This window comes from Pseudoflavonifractor sp. An85, assembly GCF_002161235.1.
Taxonomy (GTDB): Bacteria; Bacillota; Clostridia; order Oscillospirales; family Oscillospiraceae; genus Enterenecus.
The window spans coordinates 159,748-179,861 of record NZ_NFHE01000002.1 but is presented as its reverse complement, the minus strand read 5'-3'; the positions used below and the strand labels follow the sequence as shown (position 1 = coordinate 179,861).

Annotated in this window: 19 protein-coding genes; 6 read left to right on the top strand and 13 right to left on the bottom strand. The window is 58.3% G+C overall.

From position 1 onward, the window contains the following. Positions 1-19: 19 nt before the first annotated feature. The 5 genes from B5G37_RS02260 to B5G37_RS02240 form a co-directional block, all read right to left on the bottom strand. A complete protein-coding gene (locus B5G37_RS02260) occupies positions 20-1,207 on the bottom strand; it encodes a plasmid recombination protein (RefSeq protein ID WP_228275371.1) in 1,188 nt (395 codons plus the stop codon). 446 nt (positions 1,208-1,653) lie between these two features. Next, on the bottom strand, positions 1,654-2,808 hold the full coding sequence (locus B5G37_RS02255) for a helicase RepA family protein (RefSeq protein ID WP_031474225.1): 1,155 nt from the start codon (positions 2,806-2,808) through the stop codon (positions 1,654-1,656). 3 nt (positions 2,809-2,811) lie between these two features. Next, positions 2,812-3,132 carry a hypothetical protein gene (locus B5G37_RS02250; protein WP_004010381.1) on the bottom strand — a complete coding sequence of 107 codons (321 nt, stop codon included), beginning with the start codon at positions 3,130-3,132 and terminating at the stop codon, positions 2,812-2,814. Positions 3,133-3,135: 3 nt separating this feature from the next. Further along, positions 3,136-4,212 carry a site-specific integrase gene (locus tag B5G37_RS02245; protein WP_004010380.1) on the bottom strand — a complete coding sequence of 359 codons (1,077 nt, stop codon included), beginning with the start codon at positions 4,210-4,212 and terminating at the stop codon, positions 3,136-3,138. Positions 4,213-4,225: 13 nt separating this feature from the next. Next, on the bottom strand, positions 4,226-4,414 hold the full coding sequence (locus B5G37_RS02240; RefSeq protein WP_004010379.1) for a hypothetical protein: 189 nt from the start codon (positions 4,412-4,414) through the stop codon (positions 4,226-4,228). Between the two features lie 166 nt (positions 4,415-4,580). Between B5G37_RS02240 and B5G37_RS02235 the strand changes: the two genes are divergently transcribed. Beyond that, positions 4,581-5,138 (top strand): helix-turn-helix transcriptional regulator, encoded by a 558-nt coding sequence (locus tag B5G37_RS02235; RefSeq protein WP_004010378.1) that lies wholly within the window; start codon positions 4,581-4,583, stop codon positions 5,136-5,138. A gap of 177 nt (positions 5,139-5,315) precedes the next feature. Here B5G37_RS02235 and guaA read toward each other — a convergent pair whose 3' ends face one another. From guaA to B5G37_RS02220, 3 genes are read right to left on the bottom strand one after another with little or no spacing between them, the layout of a single operon-like run. Continuing rightward, positions 5,316-6,857 carry a glutamine-hydrolyzing GMP synthase gene (gene guaA, locus B5G37_RS02230; RefSeq protein ID WP_087253331.1) on the bottom strand — a complete coding sequence of 514 codons (1,542 nt, stop codon included), beginning with the start codon at positions 6,855-6,857 and terminating at the stop codon, positions 5,316-5,318. A 17-nt stretch (positions 6,858-6,874) separates the two neighbouring features. Beyond that, positions 6,875-10,084: a carbamoyl-phosphate synthase large subunit gene (carB, locus tag B5G37_RS02225; RefSeq protein WP_087253329.1), complete on the bottom strand. Its 3,210-nt coding sequence runs from the start codon at positions 10,082-10,084 to the stop codon at positions 6,875-6,877. Then, positions 10,084-11,169, bottom strand: a complete 1,086-nt coding sequence (locus B5G37_RS02220) for a carbamoyl phosphate synthase small subunit (protein WP_087253328.1) — start codon at positions 11,167-11,169, stop codon at positions 10,084-10,086. The genes carB and B5G37_RS02220 overlap by 1 nt, the downstream gene beginning before the upstream one ends. Positions 11,170-11,348: 179 nt before the next feature. Between B5G37_RS02220 and B5G37_RS02215 the strand changes: the two genes are divergently transcribed. Together B5G37_RS02215 and B5G37_RS02210 are read left to right on the top strand one after the other, a co-directional pair. Further along, a complete protein-coding gene (locus B5G37_RS02215; protein WP_087253326.1) occupies positions 11,349-12,029 on the top strand; it encodes a DUF421 domain-containing protein in 681 nt (226 codons plus the stop codon). Next, a complete protein-coding gene (locus tag B5G37_RS02210) occupies positions 12,026-12,409 on the top strand; it encodes a DUF4363 family protein (protein WP_087253324.1) in 384 nt (127 codons plus the stop codon). Before B5G37_RS02215 ends, B5G37_RS02210 begins: the two co-directional genes overlap by 4 nt. Positions 12,410-12,502: 93 nt before the next feature. On the opposite strand, the gene B5G37_RS15150 is transcribed toward B5G37_RS02210, so the two are convergent. Then, positions 12,503-12,649 (bottom strand): hypothetical protein, encoded by a 147-nt coding sequence (locus B5G37_RS15150; RefSeq protein WP_158099328.1) that lies wholly within the window; start codon positions 12,647-12,649, stop codon positions 12,503-12,505. 155 nt (positions 12,650-12,804) lie between these two features. On the opposite strand from B5G37_RS15150, the gene nrdR reads away from it, so the two are divergent. Next, on the top strand, positions 12,805-13,260 hold the full coding sequence (gene nrdR, locus B5G37_RS02205; protein WP_087253322.1) for a transcriptional regulator NrdR: 456 nt from the start codon (positions 12,805-12,807) through the stop codon (positions 13,258-13,260). A gap of 48 nt (positions 13,261-13,308) precedes the next feature. Here nrdR and upp read toward each other — a convergent pair whose 3' ends face one another. From upp to tsaE, 3 genes are read right to left on the bottom strand one after another with little or no spacing between them, the layout of a single operon-like run. Further along, the gene (upp, locus tag B5G37_RS02200) at positions 13,309-13,938 is read right to left on the bottom strand and encodes a uracil phosphoribosyltransferase (RefSeq protein ID WP_087253382.1); all 630 of its coding nucleotides are present in this window, start codon (positions 13,936-13,938) and stop codon (positions 13,309-13,311) included. Positions 13,939-13,965: 27 nt separating this feature from the next. Then, positions 13,966-14,676, bottom strand: coding sequence for a tRNA (adenosine(37)-N6)-threonylcarbamoyltransferase complex dimerization subunit type 1 TsaB (gene tsaB, locus B5G37_RS02195; protein ID WP_087253321.1), 711 nt, complete (start codon positions 14,674-14,676; stop codon positions 13,966-13,968). Continuing rightward, positions 14,673-15,098 (bottom strand): tRNA (adenosine(37)-N6)-threonylcarbamoyltransferase complex ATPase subunit type 1 TsaE, encoded by a 426-nt coding sequence (gene tsaE / locus B5G37_RS02190; RefSeq protein ID WP_087253319.1) that lies wholly within the window; start codon positions 15,096-15,098, stop codon positions 14,673-14,675. The genes tsaB and tsaE overlap by 4 nt, the downstream gene beginning before the upstream one ends. A 116-nt stretch (positions 15,099-15,214) precedes the next feature. On the opposite strand from tsaE, the gene B5G37_RS02185 reads away from it, so the two are divergent. Both B5G37_RS02185 and B5G37_RS02180 read left to right on the top strand, forming a co-directional pair. Next, positions 15,215-16,384: an FtsW/RodA/SpoVE family cell cycle protein gene (locus tag B5G37_RS02185; protein ID WP_087253317.1), complete on the top strand. Its 1,170-nt coding sequence runs from the start codon at positions 15,215-15,217 to the stop codon at positions 16,382-16,384. 66 nt (positions 16,385-16,450) lie between these two features. Beyond that, entirely contained in the window at positions 16,451-17,410 is a 960-nt protein-coding gene (locus tag B5G37_RS02180) for an Ig-like domain-containing protein (RefSeq protein WP_087253315.1), read from the top strand. Positions 17,411-17,456: 46 nt separating this feature from the next. On the opposite strand, the gene B5G37_RS02175 is transcribed toward B5G37_RS02180, so the two are convergent. After that, entirely contained in the window at positions 17,457-20,108 is a 2,652-nt protein-coding gene (locus B5G37_RS02175; protein ID WP_087253313.1) for a DNA translocase FtsK, read from the bottom strand. Between the last annotated feature and the right edge of the window lie 6 nt (positions 20,109-20,114).

The window sequence follows — 20,114 nt, the reverse complement described above, 5'->3', positions numbered from 1 at the left end:
TACCCTCCGGTTTTGGTGATTATCGTGCGTCTATCCGAATTTTTGACTTTGCGGCCCGTTTCCGTTCCTTTTCGGCATGTTCCTGCTGGTAAGCTGCCTCTAATATTCTGTCCACTTGTTCTGGGCCAAAGGCCCTTTTGACCCGCTCATAGTCAGCGGAGACTTGCCGCATGGCCTTGTTTTCCAACTTGACCTCCTGCAATCGATCAGACAGGCGGATGTTGCTCTCCCTCACCCGGCCATAGTCCCCTTGCAGACGCTCAAATTTCCCCCGCAGCTCCACATAGGCCAGATACAGGGAGCGCAGCACCTTGACGATTTGGGCCAGCAGGGGCTTTGCCTTTTTCTCTCGGTAGGCCCGGCCTGTTTCCAGCGTTCCCGGCTCCGGCAAAATCTCCTCCGGATTGGCGGAGAAATCCGCTGCCAACCGCTCCATATTTTTCACCGCCGGGGCAAGTTCTTTGAGCCGCCGTTCCTGGCTCTCCACCTGGTTTTCTTTCTCCGCCTTGACCGTCTCCAGAACGGCGATCTCCTTTGCCCGCTGCTCTTTCTTGTAGTCCAGCACAGACAAGTGCTTGTCGTGGGTGCCTTTGTCCTCCCACTCAATCCCGTGGCGCTCCATGACCAGGGAAAGCTGCTCCTTTTCCGAGCGCACCCACTGGCTCCACTCTGTGTCCCCTCTGGTGCCGCCCTGGAAACCCTGGGCCGCTAACGCCTGTTTCAAAGATACCCTCGTGTCCAGCCCTCGCTTGCTCCCGGTGGTGAATGGTACAAAGTCAATGTGCAGATGGGGCGTAGCCTCGTCCATGTGGAGGTGGGCAGAGAACACCCGGAGTTGGGGGTTGCGCTCTTGAAAGCCCTTCATGTACTCGTCCAAAACCGCTGCCGCAAGCTGTCCCTCCTCGCTGTCGGCGCTCATATCATCTCGATTGCCCACTTGCAGGATGATTTCATGGAACGGCTTTTCCTGCTTGCCGGAGCGGATCTTCTCATAGTAATCCTCTATCCTTCTGTCGGCCCTGGTTTGTTTAGCGTTGTACCGTTCCAGAGCCTCGTCAAAGAGTTCATGGTACACCGCCTTGATATTCTCCTGGCAGTAGGTTATATTCAAGTGGGAGCGTTCCGGGTCAGTGTTCTTGGCGTGGAATTTTCTACTGTTATGGTTCACCGATCCTTGGCCCACCATGGCGCTGATTGTCCTTTTCAAATCAATCCCTCCTCCCTTTTCCGCCGCGCAAGCGGCGAGCCTTTGTTACTTTCTGCGAAAGTAACGCAAAAGCACTTTTGACAGCCTGACGGCCATCAAAAGCGCATTTGCGCCCTACGGGGTGGTGTGGGGGCTTTGCCCCCGGCAACTGCGGTTGCCTCCCCCAGCAGGGCCGCCCTTTGAAAAGGGCACCCTGCACCCCGCCTAAACTTTGTCACTCGCCGTTGGGCAGGGTGGAAAGGCCAGGGGCCTTTCCACCGCCCGGCAAGTGTTTTCCGTGGGCCGAAAGTCAAGGGGTACGGGTTGTATTGACTTGCGGCAATCTCCACCCGCAGGTATGCCCCCCTTGACTTTCGCCCCCGCTCCCCGTGACAGCCGTGACGACCGTGACGATGTTTTACACACCGCCTCCGCACTCCGAAAAGCTGTCACAGCTGTCACGGTCGTCACGCCTGGGGTTCCTCCAACGTGAGCTTGATACTCCGCCCGGCATGGGTTCGGGCGCTTTCATAGTGGATGTGGTACTCATAGGACAGCCGCCACGCCCGGACATTCAGCCGCATAGCCAGGGCATTGGGTTTCATATCCAGCCCCAGGGCGGCGACAAGTTCCGTGGCCGTCCCTCTCCACTCTGGCCGTTCCGCCGTTACCAGGGCGGCAACAGCCTCCAACACCGGGTCAGGCGGCTCCTGCCGCAGCTCCGTTTCCCGCCGCTCCAGCTCCCACACAAGCCGTTCCTCGTCCCGCTTGAGGTAGAGGCGCTGGTCTTGCTGATCCCGCCCAGAAATGTCCAGGGTGGCGGCGTTGTCTGCCCGCCGCTCCTTTTGGAGCAGAAAGGCCCCGTCTGCCGCACCCAATAAGCCGTTGGTGCCGGAGATCATATCAAACTTATCATCGGCCTGCTGCTTGCGGGTGTGATGTACAACCAGGAGGCAAACCCCGCTTATATCGGCAAACCGTTTCAGTTTGGTGATTACCTCATAGTCGTTGGCATAGCTGTACTTCTCTGCCCCGGCCTCCCGGATTTTTTGCAGGGTGTCGATGATAATAAGCCGGGTGTCCGTGTGTTCCCGGACAAAGCCCTTTAGCTGCTCCTCCAGGCCACCGCCGAGCTGCTTAGCTCCGATGGCAAAGAACAGGTTTCCGGTACTCTCTACTCCAAACATCCGGTACAACCGCTCCTGTAAGCGACGGTGGTTGTCCTCCAGGGCCAGATAGAGGACTGTCCCCTGGCGCACCTCATACCCCCACAGGGAAAGGCCCATACTCACATGATAGGCAAGCTGGGCCATGAGAAAGGACTTGCCCACCTTGGGAGCGCCCACAAAGAGATATGTCCCCGCATAGAGCAGACCGTCTACCACAGGAGGTCTGCCGGGGTACACCTGTTCGTAGAGGTCATTCATAGACACGGTAGGCAGATAGGCCGGGTCATTGACCCGGCTTATCTGCCGCAGGATTTCCTCCAAATCTCTTTCCGGGGGCTTGTGTTCTGTCACGCCCTCTGCTATACTTTGGTTAGGTTTTTGTGAGAGCGACTGTCCCCCGTCTGCGCCAACAGGCGGATATGGGGCAGTCGTTTTCTCTTGCAATCTATCCATCTATCAATCCTCCCTCATGCCGTCCATGATGGCGGCGATCAGCCGGATGGTGTCCAGCAACTCCCCATCCACGCCATTCCCGGCCTCGATACGCTCCAGTTCTTCCAGAACGGCGGCCAGCTCGTTCCGCAGGGCCTTATACACCCTGGGGTTGCCCTGTACCACCACATCCCGGCACAGCAGCCGTCGGGTGATGTAGTCCTGTTTGGTAAGGCCGGAGAGCCGCACAGCGGTTTCAATTTCCCTGTCCTCATCCGGGGACACCCGGAAAGCCACAGTTTTGTTTCTCCAGCGGTTGTGTCGGTCAAGATTTTTCACTGACATGATTTAGGCCCCCTTTCGCTCCATGTCCAGTTTGTCCGCCATCTCCGCCTGCCGGGTGGGGAACAGGTGGGCGTAGCGGTAGGTAATATCAATGCTTTCATGTCCCACCCGGTCAGCGATTGCCAGGGCCGTAAAGCCCATGTCAATGAGCAGCGAAATGTGGGAGTGCCTCAGGTCGTGTATTCTGATCCGCTTTACCCCGGCCTCTTTCGCACCCCTGTCCATCTCCCGGTGGAGGTAGGATTTTGTCACCGTGAAAATGCGGTCGGTGGGCTTCACCCCATACAGGCTCTTGATATAGTCTCGCATTTCTTCACAGAGGAAAGCGGGCATTTGAATGACCCGGTTGCTCTTAGGGGTCTTGGGGTCGGTAATCACATCCTTGCCCTTAATCCGCTGGTAGGACTTGGAGATGGTGACGGTCTGTTTCTCAAAGTCGAAGTCGCCAGGAGTGAGGGCCAGCAGCTCCCCCTCCCGGACGCCGCACCAGTAGAGCATTTCAAAGGCGTAATAGGAAAGGGGCTTGTCCATCATGGCCTCGGCGAATTTCAGATACTCCGCCTTTGTCCAGAACAGCATTTCCCGTCCCTTTGGCTTTCCCATATTGCCCGCCTGGGCAGCGGGATTGACCTTTAGATTGTAGTGCCGTACCGCATGGTTGAACACGGCGCTCAACTGATTGTGCAGCGTTTTTAAGTACACCGGAGAGTAGGGCTTGCCGTTCTTGTCCCGGTAACCCAGCATTTCATTCTGCCAGGCGATGACCTCCTTGGAGTGAATGTCGCACATCTTCCGCTTGCCGAAGTACGGCACCAACTTCTTGTAGAGGATATGCTCTTTCGTCCCCCAGGTGTTTTCCTTGATACGGCCTTTCATGTCCGCCACATAGACAGCCACGAAGTTTTCAAAGGTCATTTCCAGGTCGGCGGTCTGTTGTTGCAGGAATGTCCGCTCCCACTCCAGAGCCTCCCGCTTGGTGGGAAAGCCCCGTTTCATTTTCTTTACTTTCTTGCCCGTCCAGTCCTCGTAGTAAAAGGACGCATACCATGTGCCCTTTGCCTTGTCTTTGTATGCCGGCATTGTGGTTCCCTCCTTATTGTCTGTCCCGCAGCCCATAGAATTTTTCCTCGAAGTAGCGCCTGCTTACCCGTCCGGGAATGGTGAGAAAGCCTTTTTTCTTCAGCTCCTCGTTCATCTCCCGCACCAGCTTGTAGGCGTAGGGCTTGGAAATGCCCAGCTCCCTGGCGACCTCCTCTGCTCTCACAAACAGCTCCTTTTCCATGGTCAGCACCTCCTTATTTTAGTTTCGCAAATATGTTAATGTCACCATCTTCATTATACATTAACATAAGTGTTAATGTCAAGAATTTATTTCGCATTTTTGTTAAAGATTATCTTGCATCTTTCGCTTTTTTGCGCTATACTATTGGCAAAGGCGGTGGGATATTATGACAGTCGGAGACAAGATAAAGAAAATCCGCACCTTTCGAGGCATGACACAAAAGGAATTGGGGCTTGCTATCGGCTTTGAGGAAAAGGGAGCGGACAACCGGATCGCCCAGTATGAGACGAATTACCGTGTTCCGAAACGGGAACTGCTGGACAAGATGGCCGAGGCGCTGCGGGTAGACCGCCAGAACTTCTACACCATCGCCCCCGGCTCTGCCGAGGACTTCATGCGGACATTCTTCTGGCTGGACGAGGACAGCCCTGGCGCTATCCGCCTGTTCCAACTTGTCCGCAATCCGGGCAGAGCAGGGGCCGCTGATGATACCGCTGTACGGTACAATGATAGCGATGACTGGCCCGCACACCCTCCCGTGGGTATGTACTTCCAGTATGGCCTTGTGGACGAGTTCATGCGGGAATGGCTTTTTCGTCAGCAGGAGTTACACGCCGGGGAGATCACCAGGGAAGAGTATTTTGAATGGAAACTCAACTGGCCCCATACCTGCGACGATGGCCTGGAAAGCGAATATTATATCCCTTGGCGGAAAAATAAATAAGACAAGCAAAAAAACCGCCCTGCTGAATTTGTCGTTCAGCAGGGCGGTTTTGCTTGTCCTTTTGGGATTTTTCTCTTGAGAATACCGGGCGGACACAAATAGTATCAATCCAGTATCAAGAGCAGTATGGACGGGCAAAAAAGCCTGTATTCATGCGGGTTTTCGCCGTTTCGAGCGTCATTCCCACTCGATGGTGGCAGGGGGCTTCGACGTGATATCGTAGCAGATGCGGTTGATACCGGGCACCTCGTTGACGATACGCACGCTGATCTTGTCCAGCAGGTCGTAGGGGATACGAGCCCAGTCAGCGGTCATAAAGTCGCTGGTGGTAACAGCACGCAGAGCCAGAGTGTAGTCGTAGGTGCGGCCATCGCCCATGACGCCCACGGAACGGGTGTTGGTCAACACAGCGAAATACTGGTTGATGTTCTTGTCCTCGCCCGCAGCGGCGATCTCCTCGCGATAGATGGCATCGGCCTCCCGCAGGGTGTCCAGCTTCTCCTTGGTCAGGTCGCCGATCACACGGATGGCCAGGCCGGGACCGGGGAAAGGCTGACGGCTGACCAGGTACTCGGGCAGCTGGAGCTCACGGCCCAGCTGACGCACCTCGTCCTTGAACAGCAGACGCAGGGGCTCCAGGATTTCCTTGAAGTCCACATAGTCAGGCAGGCCGCCCACGTTGTGGTGGCTCTTGATGACAGCAGCGTCGCCAGCGCCGGACTCGATGACATCGGGGTAAATGGTGCCCTGAGCCAGGAAATCCACAGCGCCAATCTTCTTGGCCTCTTCCTCAAAGACGCGGATGAACTCCTCGCCGATGATCTTACGCTTGTGCTCGGGCTCCTCCACCCCGGCCAGCTTGATGAGGAAGCGGGACTCGGCGTCCACACGGACGAAGTTCATGGCCCACTTGGAGAAAGCGGCCTCCACCTCGTCGCCCTCATTCTTACGCATGAGACCGTGGTCCACAAACACGCAGGTAAGCTGACTGCCCACAGCCTCGGCCAACAGAGCGGCGCACACAGAGGAATCCACGCCGCCGGACAGAGCCAGCAGCACCTTGCCATCGCCCACCTTCTCACGGATGGCGGCAATGGCGGTGTTCTTGTAGTCCTCCATGGTCCAGTCGCCAGCGGCGTGGCACACCTCATAGAGGAAGTTCCGGATCATCTTCACGCCGTTTTCGGTGTGGTTGACCTCGGGGTGGTACTGCACGCCATAGAAGCCCTTCTCCTCGTTGGCAATGGCTACGTTGGGGCAGTTGGCACTGTGAGCCACCAACTCAAAGCCCTGGGGAACCTGGGCCATGTAGTCGCCATGGCTCATCCAGGAAATGCCCTGCTCAGGCAGGCCCTTGAAGATGGGGCTATTGGTGTTGTACCAGGTCTCGGTCTTGCCGTACTCCCGGGCGGTATCGTCCTGGGCGGGGGTAACCTGACCGCCCAGGGTGTGAGCCATGAGCTGGCAACCGTAACAGATGCCCAGCACTGGCACACCCCAAGTGAAGATCTCAGGGTCCACCTTGGGCGACCCCTCCTCGTACACGGAGTTGGGGCCACCGGTGAAGATGATGCCGATGGGGTTCATGGCCTTGAGTTCGGCCAAGGGGGTGGTGTAAGGCTTGACTTCGCAGTATACATTGCACTCACGCACCCGGCGGGCGATGAGCTGGTTGTACTGACCTCCGAAGTCCAGCACGATAACGGTTTGATGTGCCATTGAGATGTTTTCCTCCCTTAGATGGTTGTCACGTCAATGGGGCGCAGGTCTGCGCTGCGGCTCTGCTCACGGACGGTGAGCATGGCCCGGGCAGTGTCAATGGCGGTGACACAGCCCACAGAGTGTTCCACCGTGGCACGGCGGATCTTGAAGCCGTCGGTATCCTGACGGCGGCCCTTAGTGGGGGTGTTGATCACCAGGTCGATGGTGCCGGAGGCAATCATGTCGCTGATGTTGGGGTGAGCCTCGGAAACACGGGCCACCTGGGTACAGGGTACGCCAGCCTCACGGAGCACCTCACAGGTGCCGGCAGTGGCCAGGATCTCAATGCCCATATCGGCAAAGCCACGAGCGATGCCCACGATCTCCTGCTTGTCCTCGTCCTTGACGGTGATGATGATACGGCCGCCCTTCTTAGGTACGCGCATGTTGGCGCCCTTGAAAGCCTTGAGCAGAGCCTGGGGGAAGGACTCGGCAATGCCAAGTACCTCGCCGGTGGACTTCATCTCAGGACCAAGGCCAGTGTCCACGTCGGTGAGCTTCTCGAAGGAGAATACAGGCATCTTCACGGCGTAGTAGTCGGCCTCACGGTAAATGCCGGTGCCGTAGCCCAGATCCTTCAGCTTCTGACCCACCATGACCTTGGTAGCCAGGTCAATGATGGGCACGCCGGTGACCTTGGAGATATAGGGGATGGTACGAGAGGAACGGGGGTTGACCTCGATGACGTACACATCGTCGTTGTAGATGATGAACTGGATGTTGATCAGGCCAATGACGCCCAGGGCCTTGGCCAGATCACGGGTATAGCGCAGGATAGTCTCCTTGTGCTTGTCCTCCACATGGATGGTGGGATAGACGGAGATGGAGTCGCCGGAGTGGACACCAGCCCGCTCGATGTGCTCCATGATACCGGGGATGAGGATGTCCTCGCCGTCAAACACGCCGTCCACCTCAACCTCACGGCCCATGAGATACTTGTCGATCAGAATGGGGTGCTCCTGGACGGTGCGGTTGATGATGCGCATAAAGTCGGTGATATTGCGGTCGTTGTAGGCGATCTCCATGCCCTGACCGCCCAGCACATAAGAGGGACGCACCAGAACAGGATAGCCGATCTCGTGGGCAGCCTGAAGAGCCTCCTCGGTGGTGAACACGGTGCGGCCCTTGGCGCGGGGGATGCGGCACTGGTTGAGGATCTCGTCAAAGCGCTCACGGTCTTCAGCGGCGTCCACGCCGTCGGAGGAAGTACCCAGGATGGGCACGCCCATCTCAGTGAGGGCCTTGGCCAGCTTGATGGCAGTCTGGCCACCGAACTGCACCACAGCGCCGTCGGGCTTCTCCTGCTCCACGATGTTCTGCACGTCCTCAGCGGTCAGAGGCTCGAAGTACAGCTTGTCCGCCACGTCAAAGTCAGTGGAGACGGTCTCGGGGTTGTTGTTGACGATGATGGTCTCATAGCCCAGCTTTTTCAAAGCCCACACGGAGTGGACAGAGCAGTAGTCGAACTCGATGCCCTGGCCGATACGGATGGGGCCAGAACCCAGCACCAGCACCTTCTTGCGCTCGTGCTCACCGCCGTCGGCCTCGTTCTCGCCGTCGTAGGTGCAGTAGTAGTAGGGAGTCTCTGCGTCGAACTCGGCGGCGCAGGTGTCCACCATCTTGAAGGAGGGGACAATGCCGTACTTCTCCCGCAGAGCCTTCACCTCCTTCTGCTCCATGCCGCACAGCTTGCCAATGTAGCTGTCGGCAAAGCACATCTCCTTGGCCTCTTTCAGGGTGTCCACATCGGGGACACCGCGGCAAGCCTTCAGGCGCTCTTCCATGTCGATGATGCGCTTGAAGCCGTCCAGGAACCACAGATCCATCTTGGTGATCTGATTGATCTTGCGGGGAGACACGCCGCGGCGCAGAGCCTCAGCCACCACGAACAGACGCTCGTCGGTGACCTGAGCCAGCAGATCCTCCACCTCGTCGGTGTACAGATCGTCCAGCTTGTCCAGTTTCAAAGCACGCACGTTCAGCTCCAGGGAGCGGATAGCCTTCATCAGTGCGCCCTCGAAGGAGTTGGCAATGGCCATGACCTCGCCGGTGGCCTTCATCTGGGTACCCAGAGTACGGCTGGCGGTGGTGAACTTATCAAAGGGCAGACGGGGAATCTTCAGCACGCAGTAGTCCAGCGTGGGCTCGAAGCAAGCCGTGGTCTTGCCGGTGACGGCGTTGGGAATTTCGTCCAGAGTGTAGCCCAGAGCCACCTTGGCTGCCACCTTGGCGATGGGATAGCCAGTGGCCTTGGAGGCCAGAGCAGAGGAACGGGACACACGGGGGTTAACCTCGATGACGGCATACTCGAAGCTGTCGGGGTTCAGGGCGAACTGGCAGTTACAGCCGCCCTCAATCTTCAAAGCGGAGATGATATCCAGAGCGGCGGTACGCAGCATCTGGAACTCCTCATTGGCCAGAGTCTGGGTGGGAGCCACCACGATGGAGTCGCCAGTGTGCACGCCCACGGGGTCGATGTTCTCCATGGAACACACGGTGATGACGTTGCCGGCGGAGTCACGCAGCACCTCGAACTCCACTTCCTTCCAACCGGCAATGCAGCGCTCAATCAGAACCTGGTTGACGCGGCTGAGGTTGATGCCGCGGTCGGCGATCTCCCGCAGGGACATCTCGTCGTAGGCAATGCCGCCGCCGGTGCCGCCCAGGGTGTAAGCGGGACGGACGATGACAGGATAGCCAATGGTGTTGGCGAAGGACACGGCGTCCTCCACGCTCTCCACCACTTCGGAGGTGACGCAGGGCTGACCGATCTCCTCCATGCAGTCCTTAAAGCCCTGGCGATCCTCGGCCTTACGGATGGACTCGGGAGAGGTGCCCAGCAGCTTCACGCCGTACTTGGCCAGAGTACCATTCTCGTGCAGGGCCATAGCCAGGTTCAGGCCGGTCTGTCCGCCCAGGGTGGGCAGAATGGAGTCGGGCCGCTCCTTCTCAATGACCTGGGTCACGGTGGGGATGTTCAAAGGCTCGATGTAAACATGATCGGCAATGTCCTTGTCGGTCATAATGGTGGCGGGGTTGGAGTTGACCAGTACCACCTCCAGGCCCTCTTCCTTCAGGGCTCGGCAAGCCTGGGTACCGGCGTAGTCAAACTCAGCGGCCTGGCCGATGACGATGGGGCCAGAGCCCAGCACCAGTACCTTCTTGATTTCAGGATTCTTAGGCATTACTTGTCACCTCCCATGGATGCGATGAAGCGGTCGAACAGATACTCGGTATCCCGGGGACCGGCGTTGGCCTCGGGGTGGAACTGGGTGGTAAAGCAGTTGGGGCGCTTGTAGCGCAGGCCTTCCACCGTGTTGTCGTTGACGTTGATGTGGCTGATCTCGGCCACCTCGGGGTGGACGGAGTCGGCCAGCACCATGTAACCGTGGTTCTGGCTGGTGATGAACACCCGGCCCTCGGCAATATCCCGCACGGGGTGGTTGCCGCCACGGTGGCCGTAGTCCAGACGGCCCGTGGAAGCGCCGGTGGCCAGAGCCAGCATCTGATGGCCCAAACACACGCCGAACATGGGAATGTCGCTGTCATAAAGCTTCTTGAGCTGGGCAATGCACTCCACGTTCTCGGCGGGATCGCCAGGGCCGTTGGAGAGCATCACGCCGTCAAAGCCGCCCTCCAGCACCGTCTCAGCGGCGGTGGAAGCGGGGAACACGGTGACTTCGCAGCCACGGCGGCACAGACAGTCGATCATGTTCTGCTTCACGCCGTAGTCCATCATGGCCACCCGGTACTTCTGCTCACCCACAGCGGGAAACACTTCCTGCTCCTTGCGGGTGACGCGCTCCACGGTGCCCTCCACCTTGTAGGAACGCAGACGCTCCAGGATCTCCGCCACATTAAAATGCTCCGCACAGGTAATCATGCCATTCATGCTTCCCTGATTGCGGAGGATCTTAGTCAGGGCACGGGTGTCGACCCCTTCGATACCTGTAATATTGTGTTCTTTCAAAAAGTCGTTCAGCTCGCCCTCACAGCGGAAGTTGCTGCCCCGAGGGGACAGATGGCGAACCACAAATGCCTCCACCCAGGGGCGGGAGGACTCATTATCCCAATGATTCACTCCATAGTTGCCGATGAGGGGATAGGACATGACCACGCCCTGTCCGGCGTAGGAGGGGTCGGTCAAAATCTCCTGATACCCGGTCATGGAGGTGTTAAACACCATCTCACACACCCGATCTGCGGTGGCTCCGATGGACTTGCCTTGGAACATAGCACCATTGGCCAGAATCAAAGTTGCCTTCAACATATATCCCACCTTTACATATACTCGGTCTATTTTATCGCAAAAGCCACCAAAATACAAGAAATTCTCACAGGCTTTTTTACATGGTTTTGAAAATCGGAATTATGGCCAAAGGGCAGGCATATCCCTGGGAGTTCACGGGCAAAATGTTCAATAAGCCACATTTTACCGGAGGTGTTTTCATGTTTGTGGTACTGGTTCGCACGGTGGTGCTCTATGGGTTGTTGGTGGTGGGCATCCGCATGCTGGGCAAGCGACAACTGGGAGAGTTGGAGCCCTCGGAGTTGACCCTGGCACTCATCATCGCCGACCTGGCCAGCGTGCCCATGCAGGACAACGGCATCCCTTTACTGGCCGGAGTTATCCCTATTGTGGTATTGCTCTCCATCGCGTCCATCCTATCCGTACTCTCCACCAAGTCCATCCGCTTTCGCACCCTTTTGGGCGGTCGGCCCAGCGTGGTGGTGCGGCAAGGCCAGGTGGTGGAACAAGCCCTGCGGGAAAACCGCCTGACCTTGGACGAACTGATGGAGGAGTTGCGCATTTTAGGGTACCCCTATCTAGAGGATATCCATACTGCCGTGTTGGAGGCTAACGGCCAGTTGTCCGTCCTCCCCTTCGCCGCCCAGCAGCCCGCCACCGCCCAGCAGGTGGGGCAGACACCCCAGGATCGGGGCTTGCCTCTGGTGGTCATCAGCGACGGACGGCTGCTGTCCCAGGACCTCCGGGGACGGGGCTACTCGGACCAGTGGCTGGCCCAGCAGCTCCAGGCCCGGGGGCTACATTCCCACAAGCAGGTGTTTCTCCTCACCGTAGACAACCTGGGCAACACCTATTGCATTCCCAAGGAGGGAAAAACATGAGACGGTTGATTGCATCCATTCTGCTTGTGGCTGCTCTGGCCGGAGGGGCTACCGCCCACGTGTGGTATCTCTCCCAGCAAACCCAAGCCATTTCCCAGCAACTCCAGCAGGCCCACGAAAAGGTGGAACAGGGTGACTGGAACGGAGCCTATACCCTGACCCAACAGGCCTGGGAGCAGTGGGAGGGGCAAATGCTCTATCTCCACACCACCCTCCATCACGAGGACATCGACCAGGTCAGCACCGCCTTTCGCGAGACCTTGGCCATTTTGAAGCAGCAAGAGCAACCTGGGGAATATGTGGCGGCCAACGCCCGCATTCTCTACCAGTTGGAACTGCTGGTGGAGGCGGAATTGCCATCTTTGAAGAACATTTTATAAAGCTGCCACAAGGGCAGCTTTATAAAATGGAAAGGACGCGTGCACAAAGCCACCAGGCCTCATGCACACGCCCTTTTCCATCAGGTAGACGGCTTAGTAGCCCTTACCCATGGGGTTCTTGTTATCCATGCCAGACTTCTTGCAATTCTCGGGAGACTGCTTCTTGCGGTTCTCAGTGCCCTGGCGCTTGCAGTTTTCAGGGCTGGACTTGCTGGGGGTACGGCTGTAGTTCTTATCCATGATTATCACCTCACTAAACAGCAGTATGCCCCTTCTCTTTTTCTTTATACGAAACGAAAAAATTTTTATTTCAACGCTACACACCCGCTCACTTTTATGTTATAATTTCAACAATCTTATCATCACATTACCACACAGGAAAGGATGATCCACCCGTGAAATGCCCCTTTTGTGCGCACCCTGAGAGCAAGGTGGTAGACTCCCGCCCCGCTGACGAGGGCAGTAGCATCCGCCGCCGCCGGGAGTGTCTGGCCTGCCACAAGCGTTTTACCACCTACGAGACCATGGAGAGCCTTCCCCTGGTGGTCATCAAGCGGGATGGTCGTCGCCAGGCTTTTGACAAAAACAAGCTCATGGGCAGCATGCTCAAAGCCTGCGAAAAGCGTTCGGTGCCTACCAACACCCTGGAGCGCATCGCCGATGAGATCGAGCAGACCCTGCAAAACGAGCTGATGCGGGAGATTCCCTCCACCCAGATCGGCGAACTGGTGATGGAGAAGCTGCGGGACGTAGATGAGGTGTCCTATGTGCGCTTTGCCTCGGTGTACCGCCAGTTCAAGGACATCAACACCTTCATGGAAGAGCTGGACAAGCTGTTGAAAGACCGATAAAAAAACACCCTGGATTTTCTGAGAAAATCCAGGGTGTTTTTTGGTTTCTTATTTAGTGCCGAAGATACGGTCGCCGGCGTCGCCCAGACCGGGCACAATGTAGCCGTGCTCGTTGAGCTTCTCATCCAGGCCCGCCACGTAGATGTCCACGTCGGGGTGCTCTTTCTGGATGCAGGCAATGCCCTCGGGGGCGGCCAGCACGTTCATCAGCTTGATGTGCTTGCAGCCATAGCCCTTGAGGAAGGTGATGGCAGCAGCAGCGGAGCCGCCGGTGGCCAGCATGGGATCCAGCACGATGACATCCCGCTCGGCAATGTCGCTGGGCATCTTGCAGTAGTACTCCACGGGAGCCAGAGTCTCAGGGTCCCGGTACAGACCGATGTGGCCCACCTTGGCGGAGGGGATCAGGTTCAGAATGCCATCCACCATGCCCAGACCGGCGCGGAGAATGGGCACCACAGCCAGCTTCTTACCAGCCAGCATCTTGAAGGTGCCGGTAGATACAGGGGTCTCAATGGTCACGTCCTCCAGGGGCAGATCCCGGGTGGCTTCATAGCACATCAAACCGGCAATCTCGGAGACGATGTCGCGGAAGTCCTTCACACCGGTGTTCTTGTCCCGGAGAATGGACAGCTTGTGCTGCAGGAGAGGATGATCCAAAACGTGTACTTTTTCCATCATCAAAAACCTCTTTTCTTGTGTGGGTTATTGGGTCAAAGATTTGCCTTGGGCCAGGCGTTCCCGCTCGGCCTGGCTCAGGCGGTGATACTGGGGCGCCATGGCTGCCCCGGATACCAACTGATGGTTGCGGGCCATCTCCAGCCCAGCCCGTGCCACGCCCCAGGCGGTTTGATAGACCAGGTGGGGAGGCATCATGGCGGCGGATATTCCCCGCTCTCTCAGGAAATTATAACACAAAGCTGCGCCATCTCCAACGAGAAATTTCCGATTGGAGGATTTTTCAAGTTCTTGGGCCAGCTGGTCCATGCCAATGGCGGCATCCTCGCTCAGCCGGGTAAGGGTGCCATCCTGGGCCAGAAAGCGGGCGGCGTACACCTGGTTGCGCCGGGCGTCCATCACCGCGCAGATCTCCCCGTCCATATGGGCGCACTGCCAGGCCATGGACTCCAGGGTGGAACAGGGGGCGCAGGGCTTTCCATCGGGCCAAGCCAGACCCTTGGCCGCCGCCACGCCAATGCGAACCCCAGTAAAGGAGCCGGGACCAGCAGCCACTGCCACCACATCCACGTCCTGCATGGTCAATCCCACATTGTCCAGCAGCTGGGTGACCATGGGCATCAGGGTCACGGAATGGGTCAAACCGCTGTTTTGAAAGCTCTGTCCCAGCAGTTTCTCATCCTCGCAAATGGCCACCGAAGCAGTGACGGCAGAGGTCTCCAGAGCCAAAATTTTCATAGCTGCACCCCCTCCATGGTAATCACACGGGTGTTGTCGTCCTCGCCCCGGGAGATGTCCACCCGTATGGTGTCCCCGTCCAGGGCTTCTTCCACATTTTCGCTCCACTCCACGGCACACACACCGTCCCGGGCCAGGTAGTCCTCCCAGCCGATGTGGAACAGCTCGTCGGCGCTGCCCAGACGGTACATGTCAAAGTGGAACAGGGGCAGCCGTCCTCCCTCGTACTCATTGACGATGGTAAAGGTGGGGCTGGTCACCCGCTCCTCAACGCCCAATCCTTGGGCCATGCCGGAGACAAAAGCGGTCTTTCCCGCCCCCAGATCTCCGGTGAAAGCCACAACGGCGCCGCCCTTCAGGGCCTGTGCCAATTTGCAGCCCAACGCCCGGGTCTCCTCCGGGCTGTGGGTGATGTATTGCATCGCGGTTCACCTCAACTTGTAAACTCTTTCGAAATAGTATAGCACATACTAGCCAGGTATGCTATACTATTCTTTACCCTTTCCGTCATTTACCATTTCATGAAAGGAGGCTTCCCATGTCCCCCTCGGAAGGTCTTCGTGATTTTTTCAAAAAGGGCGATGTGCTGCTTCTGGCCCTGTGCGTGTGCGCCAACCTGTTTGGTTTGGTGCTGGTGTACAGCGCCACCCGCTACGACCCTGCTCTACACAGTTATCCCCTCAAGCAGGCCATTTTTCTCTGCTTGGGTATAGTCATTTATATGGTGGTCAGTTTTGTGGACCTGGAGTTTTTGCTGGAGAAGTGGTGGAAGGTCATTTTGGTGCTGGGCCTTGCCATCATCCTGTTGCTGATTCCCTTTGGTCGGGACGACGGCACCGGTAACCGCAGCTGGGTGTTTCTCCCCGGCTTGTCCACCGGTTTTCAGCCCGGTGAGATGGCCAAGCTGGCCTACATCTGCGTCATGGCCTGGCTCATTCAGCGCCAGCGCTCCTTTGGCGTGAGCCGCTTCACCTCTCTTTTAAAATACGCCGGCCTGACCATGCTCTTTGCAGGCGCGCTGGCGGTCCTCTCCGGCGACTACGGCATGGTGTTGGTGTACCTGTTCATCTTTGTCATTATGGCCTGGGTGGGCGGGGTACAAAAACGGTGGTTTTTGGGGGTTGGCATTCCTCTGGTGGCTGGAGTGGTGGCGTTGTGGAATTTTGTTCTACCCCACACCAAGTTCTGGACCGACTACCGGATTATGCGCTTCCGGGTGGTATTTGACCACGACCTGGATCCCCTGGGACGGGGCTGGCAGCAGAGCCGCTCCCTGTTGGCCATCGGCTCGGGGCAGATCACCGGTATGGGCTATCTCAATGGCAAACAGACCCAATCCGCCCTGTCCCAAAACCTGCCCGCCCGCCACACGGACTTCATTTTCGCCGTGTGCGGCGAGGAGTTGGGACTGCTGGGCTGCTGTGCGGTGCTCATTCTCCTCTTTGCCATCATTCTGCGCTGTGTGTGGGTGTCTCGGCAGGCCAAAAGCCACATGTCCGCCTACATCGCCATGGGCATTGCCGCCATGCTCATGATTCAAACCATTCTCAACGTGGGCATGTGCCTGTATGTGGCCCCGGTCATCGGCCTGACCCTGCCCTTTTTCAGCTACGGTGGCTCCTCCACCCTCACCCTCTTTGTGGCCATGGGCATGGTGTCCGGCATCAAAATGCGCCCCTTGCCCAGCTGGCTGAAGGATCGAGGTTAGGGGTATACTTTGTCTGCGTTCGGTGCATGCTAGGGGTATCAACTCAGAGCAAGGAGGCACCCTCTTGTGAAATATCGACTTTCCCTTCTCTCCCTGCTGCTGATGGGTGCTTTGACCATGCCGGTGTCCGCCGCTGTGGTCACCACCGTCAGCACCAGCGGGAACAACGCCGCCCCCGTGGCCCAAAACCTCACCCTTTCCACCTACCAGGGCATTGCCATCACCAGCACCTTCTCCGCCGTGGACCCGGAGGGGGACCTGCTCACCTTCCAGGTGGTGGACCCACCCGCCCGCGGCCAGGTGACCATGAGCGAGAACGACACCTCCACCTTCTGGTACACCCCCTATGAGAACAAAAAGGGCTCCGATGTCTTCTCCTATGTGGCAGTGGACAGCATGGGCAACACCTCCGAACCGGCCACCGTGGAGGTGACCATTTCCGTGCCCACCTGTGGGGTGAGCTATGCCGACCTGTCCGGCAATCCCGCCCACTATGCCGCCATGCGTCTGGCGGAAGAGGGGATTTACGTGGGCCGTCAAATGGCCGGGACCGCCTACTTTGACCCTGACCAGCCCTTTACCCGGGAGGAATTCTTGGTACTGGCCATGGACGTGACCCAGACTCAGCCCCTGGATGGGGTCTCCACCACCGGCTTTTATGACGACGGGTCCATTTCTACCTGGGCCAAAGGGTACGTCTCTGCGGCTGTGATGCAGGGGACCAGCCTGGGAGAGCAAAACGAGGACGGCCAAGTTGTGTTCTCCCCCACTGACTCCATCACTCAGCTGGAGGCAGCGGTAATGCTGGAGGGGCTGTTGTGCTCCACCGACATTCCCATTCACACCACCTCGGTGAGCCAGGAAATCCCCGCCTGGGCCAGCCAGTCGGTGGCCAACCTGGAGGCCCTGGACGTGGTGGCCCCCGGCGCCACCTTGTCAGACACCCTTACCCGAGGGGAAGCGGCTGAGATGCTTTCCGCCGCTCTGGACGTGATGGACAGCCGGGAATCCAGTTGGTTCCAATGATAAAAAGCAGGACAGAACGTGACGTTCTGTCCTGCTTTTTGATTGCTTAGAAGGGAGGCAAATCCCGGCTCTGCTCCACAGCGTCCCCTTCAAAGGGGAACTCCTCGGACACCGGTTCCGAAGGCTCAGGAACCGTATCCACCATGTTCTGGCGGTACTGCATCTCCTGCCACTGCTCCTTGGTGATGAGGAGCTGGCGGGGCTTGGAGCCCTCAAAGGGGCCCACCACGCCCTTCTCCTCCATCTGGTCCACCAGACGGGCGGCGCGGCCGTAGCCCAGTTTCAAGCGGCGTTGGAGCATGGACACGGAAGCCTGTCCCACCTCCAGCACCACGTCGATGGCGGCGGGGAGCAACTCGTCATAGTCTCCGCTCTGGTTGGGGTCTGACCCGCCCACACCCTTGGCGCCTTTTTCCTTCTCCTCGGCGTGCTTTTCAATCTCGTGCATCACCGATTCGTCATAGCGGGCGGTGCTGCCCTGCTTGATGAATTCCACCACCTGAGCCACCTCCTCCTCGGAGATGAAGCAGCCCTGGACACGCTGGGGCTTGCCCTGGCCCAAGGGCGCATAGAGCATGTCGCCCTTGCCCACCAGCTTTTCGGCGCCAGTGGTATCCAGAATGATGCGGGACTCCAAACTGGAGGCCACCGCAAAGGCAATGCGGCTGGGGATGTTGGCCTTCATAAGGCCCGTAATCACGTCCGCAGACGGACGCTGGGTAGCAATCACCAGGTGCATGCCCGAGGCACGGCCCATCTGGGCCACGCGGCAGATGGACTCTTCCACCTCTTTGGCGGCCACCAGCATCAAGTCTGCCAACTCGTCGATGACCACCACGATCTGGGGCATGGTGTCCCGTCCGCTCTTGCGGGCGTGGTTGTTGTAGGAGGCCAAGTCCTTGGCCCCCACTTCCGAAAAGGCCTTGTATCGCTTCATCATCTCGCACACCGCCCATTGCAGCGCGCCGGCGGCCTTCTTGGGGTCGGTGACCACAGGGATGAGCAGATGGGGAATGCCGTTGTACACCCCCAACTCCACCATCTTGGGGTCCACCATGATAAGGCGTACCTCATCGGGGGTAGCCTTGTACAGCAGGGAGATGATGAGCGAGTTGGTACACACCGACTTACCGGAACCGGTGGTCCCGGCAATGAGCATATGAGGCAACTTGGCGATGTTGCCCACCACGCAGTTGCCCCCGATGTCCTTACCCACAGCAAAGGACACCTTGGAGGGGCTGTCGGTAAAGGCCCGGTCGCTGATGACGTCCCGGATGGCCACGGGGCTCACCTGCCGGTTGGGCACCTCAATGCCCACGGTGGAAATCTTGTCCGGGATGGGAGCCACACGCACGGCGGAGGCACCCAGAGCCAGGGCAATGTCGTCGGACAGATTGGTGATCTTGTTCAGCTTCACTCCCTGCTCCAGCTCCAGCTCGTACCGGGTCACCGAGGGGCCTCGGGTGACGTTGACGATGTGGGCATCCACACCGAAGGACACCAGAGCGTCTTGCAGCCGCTGCTGGTTGGTCTGGAGCTCTCCGGCGGCAGCAGCGGCCATGCCGCTGCCCTCGGTCAACAGGGACACGGGAGGATAGCGGTACACACCTGTCTCCTGACCCATGCCCGCCTCGATCTCCTGGGCCACCTGGGCCTGGGCCTGTTGGGCCTCCTGGTGGGTGACCTTTTCCATGGTGGGCTGAGCCTTGGCCACCGCCGGAGGCTCCACCTCCGGGACGGCCACCGGCTTCTCCTCCACCGGCTCCGCCATGGGGAAGATCTCGGGCATATCCTCGTATTCCGGCTTTTCCTCCTCCAAAATGGGGGTCACGGTATCCGTGAGCACCTGGTCAGGGGTAGGCACCTTGGAGACTTTGTCAAAGAGCTTCTTTTTCCGCACGGTGGTCACCGGGCTGGTGGGCTCCTTCTCGGTCAATGGATCATCCACCGGAATGTCAATGGCAGTTTTCTTTCTCTTTCTCTGGGGGGCGGGAGGCTCCGGCTCCACATACGCCTCCTCCTGGTACTCCTCTTCCTCCTGCCACCGCTCCTCTCGGGCCTCTTCCCGTTCCTCCATCCAACCCCGGATATCCAGGTACAGCTCCATGGGAGTGCGGTTGAAGGCATAGAGCAAGATGGGAATCAGGGCCACGATGAGCACCATCATGGCTCCCACCTGGCTGAAGGCATAGCGGAAGGACACGGCTAAAAGACCGCCCAGCACACCGCCCGAGGCGTTGCGCAGTCCGGACATCCACAACTGCTCCACCAGAGACATCCCAAAGGTAAAACGGTTTCCGCTGAGAATCAGGTGGAAGATGCCTCCCACCAGCACCGGCACCAGCAACGCGCAGGTCAGGCGCAGCCGCACGGGGCGACGGCGATGAAAAATCAGGATGTAGGCGCACAGCACCAGCACCGGGGGTACCAGATAGTATCCGTATCCGCACAGCCCCCGCAGCAGGTCACAAAACAGATCAATGAAGGCGGCCCGGACACCAAAGTAGCCAAACGATCCAAAAAAGGCCAGCACCAGGCACACCAATCCCCCGATTTCCCGATGATAGGACGGGGTCTTGGGGGCAGGCTTCTTTCCACGCCCCCGGGCGGAGGCAGTGGATTTGCTCTGGGTTCGTTTTCCGCTGCTCTTTCCGCCACTTTTGGTGGTTTTGGTAGTTTTCTTTTGTGTCGAAGCCATAGCTTC

Excerpts from the sequence above, each read along its gene's own strand:
- B5G37_RS15150 (WP_158099328.1), bottom strand. The coding sequence starts at position 12,649 with ATGGATAAGAACTACAGCCGTACCCCCAGCAAGTCCAGCCCTGAAAAC.
- tsaB (WP_087253321.1), bottom strand. The coding sequence starts at position 14,676 with ATGAAAATTTTGGCTCTGGAGACCTCTGCCGTCACTGCTTCGGTGGCC.
- upp (WP_087253382.1), bottom strand. The coding sequence starts at position 13,938 with ATGGAAAAAGTACACGTTTTGGATCATCCTCTCCTGCAGCACAAGCTG.
- B5G37_RS02235 (WP_004010378.1), top strand. The coding sequence starts at position 4,581 with ATGACAGTCGGAGACAAGATAAAGAAAATCCGCACCTTTCGAGGCATG.
- B5G37_RS02240 (WP_004010379.1), bottom strand. The coding sequence starts at position 4,414 with ATGGAAAAGGAGCTGTTTGTGAGAGCAGAGGAGGTCGCCAGGGAGCTG.
- B5G37_RS02250 (WP_004010381.1), bottom strand. The coding sequence starts at position 3,132 with ATGTCAGTGAAAAATCTTGACCGACACAACCGCTGGAGAAACAAAACT.
- B5G37_RS02175 (WP_087253313.1), bottom strand. The coding sequence starts at position 20,108 with ATGGCTTCGACACAAAAGAAAACTACCAAAACCACCAAAAGTGGCGGA.
- B5G37_RS02255 (WP_031474225.1), bottom strand. The coding sequence starts at position 2,808 with ATGGATAGATTGCAAGAGAAAACGACTGCCCCATATCCGCCTGTTGGC.
- tsaE (WP_087253319.1), bottom strand. The coding sequence starts at position 15,098 with ATGCAATACATCACCCACAGCCCGGAGGAGACCCGGGCGTTGGGCTGC.
- B5G37_RS02215 (WP_087253326.1), top strand. The coding sequence starts at position 11,349 with ATGTTTGTGGTACTGGTTCGCACGGTGGTGCTCTATGGGTTGTTGGTG.
- B5G37_RS02210 (WP_087253324.1), top strand. The coding sequence starts at position 12,026 with ATGAGACGGTTGATTGCATCCATTCTGCTTGTGGCTGCTCTGGCCGGA.
- B5G37_RS02185 (WP_087253317.1), top strand. The coding sequence starts at position 15,215 with ATGTCCCCCTCGGAAGGTCTTCGTGATTTTTTCAAAAAGGGCGATGTG.
- guaA (WP_087253331.1), bottom strand. The coding sequence starts at position 6,857 with ATGGCACATCAAACCGTTATCGTGCTGGACTTCGGAGGTCAGTACAAC.
- B5G37_RS02245 (WP_004010380.1), bottom strand. The coding sequence starts at position 4,212 with ATGCCGGCATACAAAGACAAGGCAAAGGGCACATGGTATGCGTCCTTT.
- carB (WP_087253329.1), bottom strand. The coding sequence starts at position 10,084 with ATGCCTAAGAATCCTGAAATCAAGAAGGTACTGGTGCTGGGCTCTGGC.
- B5G37_RS02220 (WP_087253328.1), bottom strand. The coding sequence starts at position 11,169 with ATGTTGAAGGCAACTTTGATTCTGGCCAATGGTGCTATGTTCCAAGGC.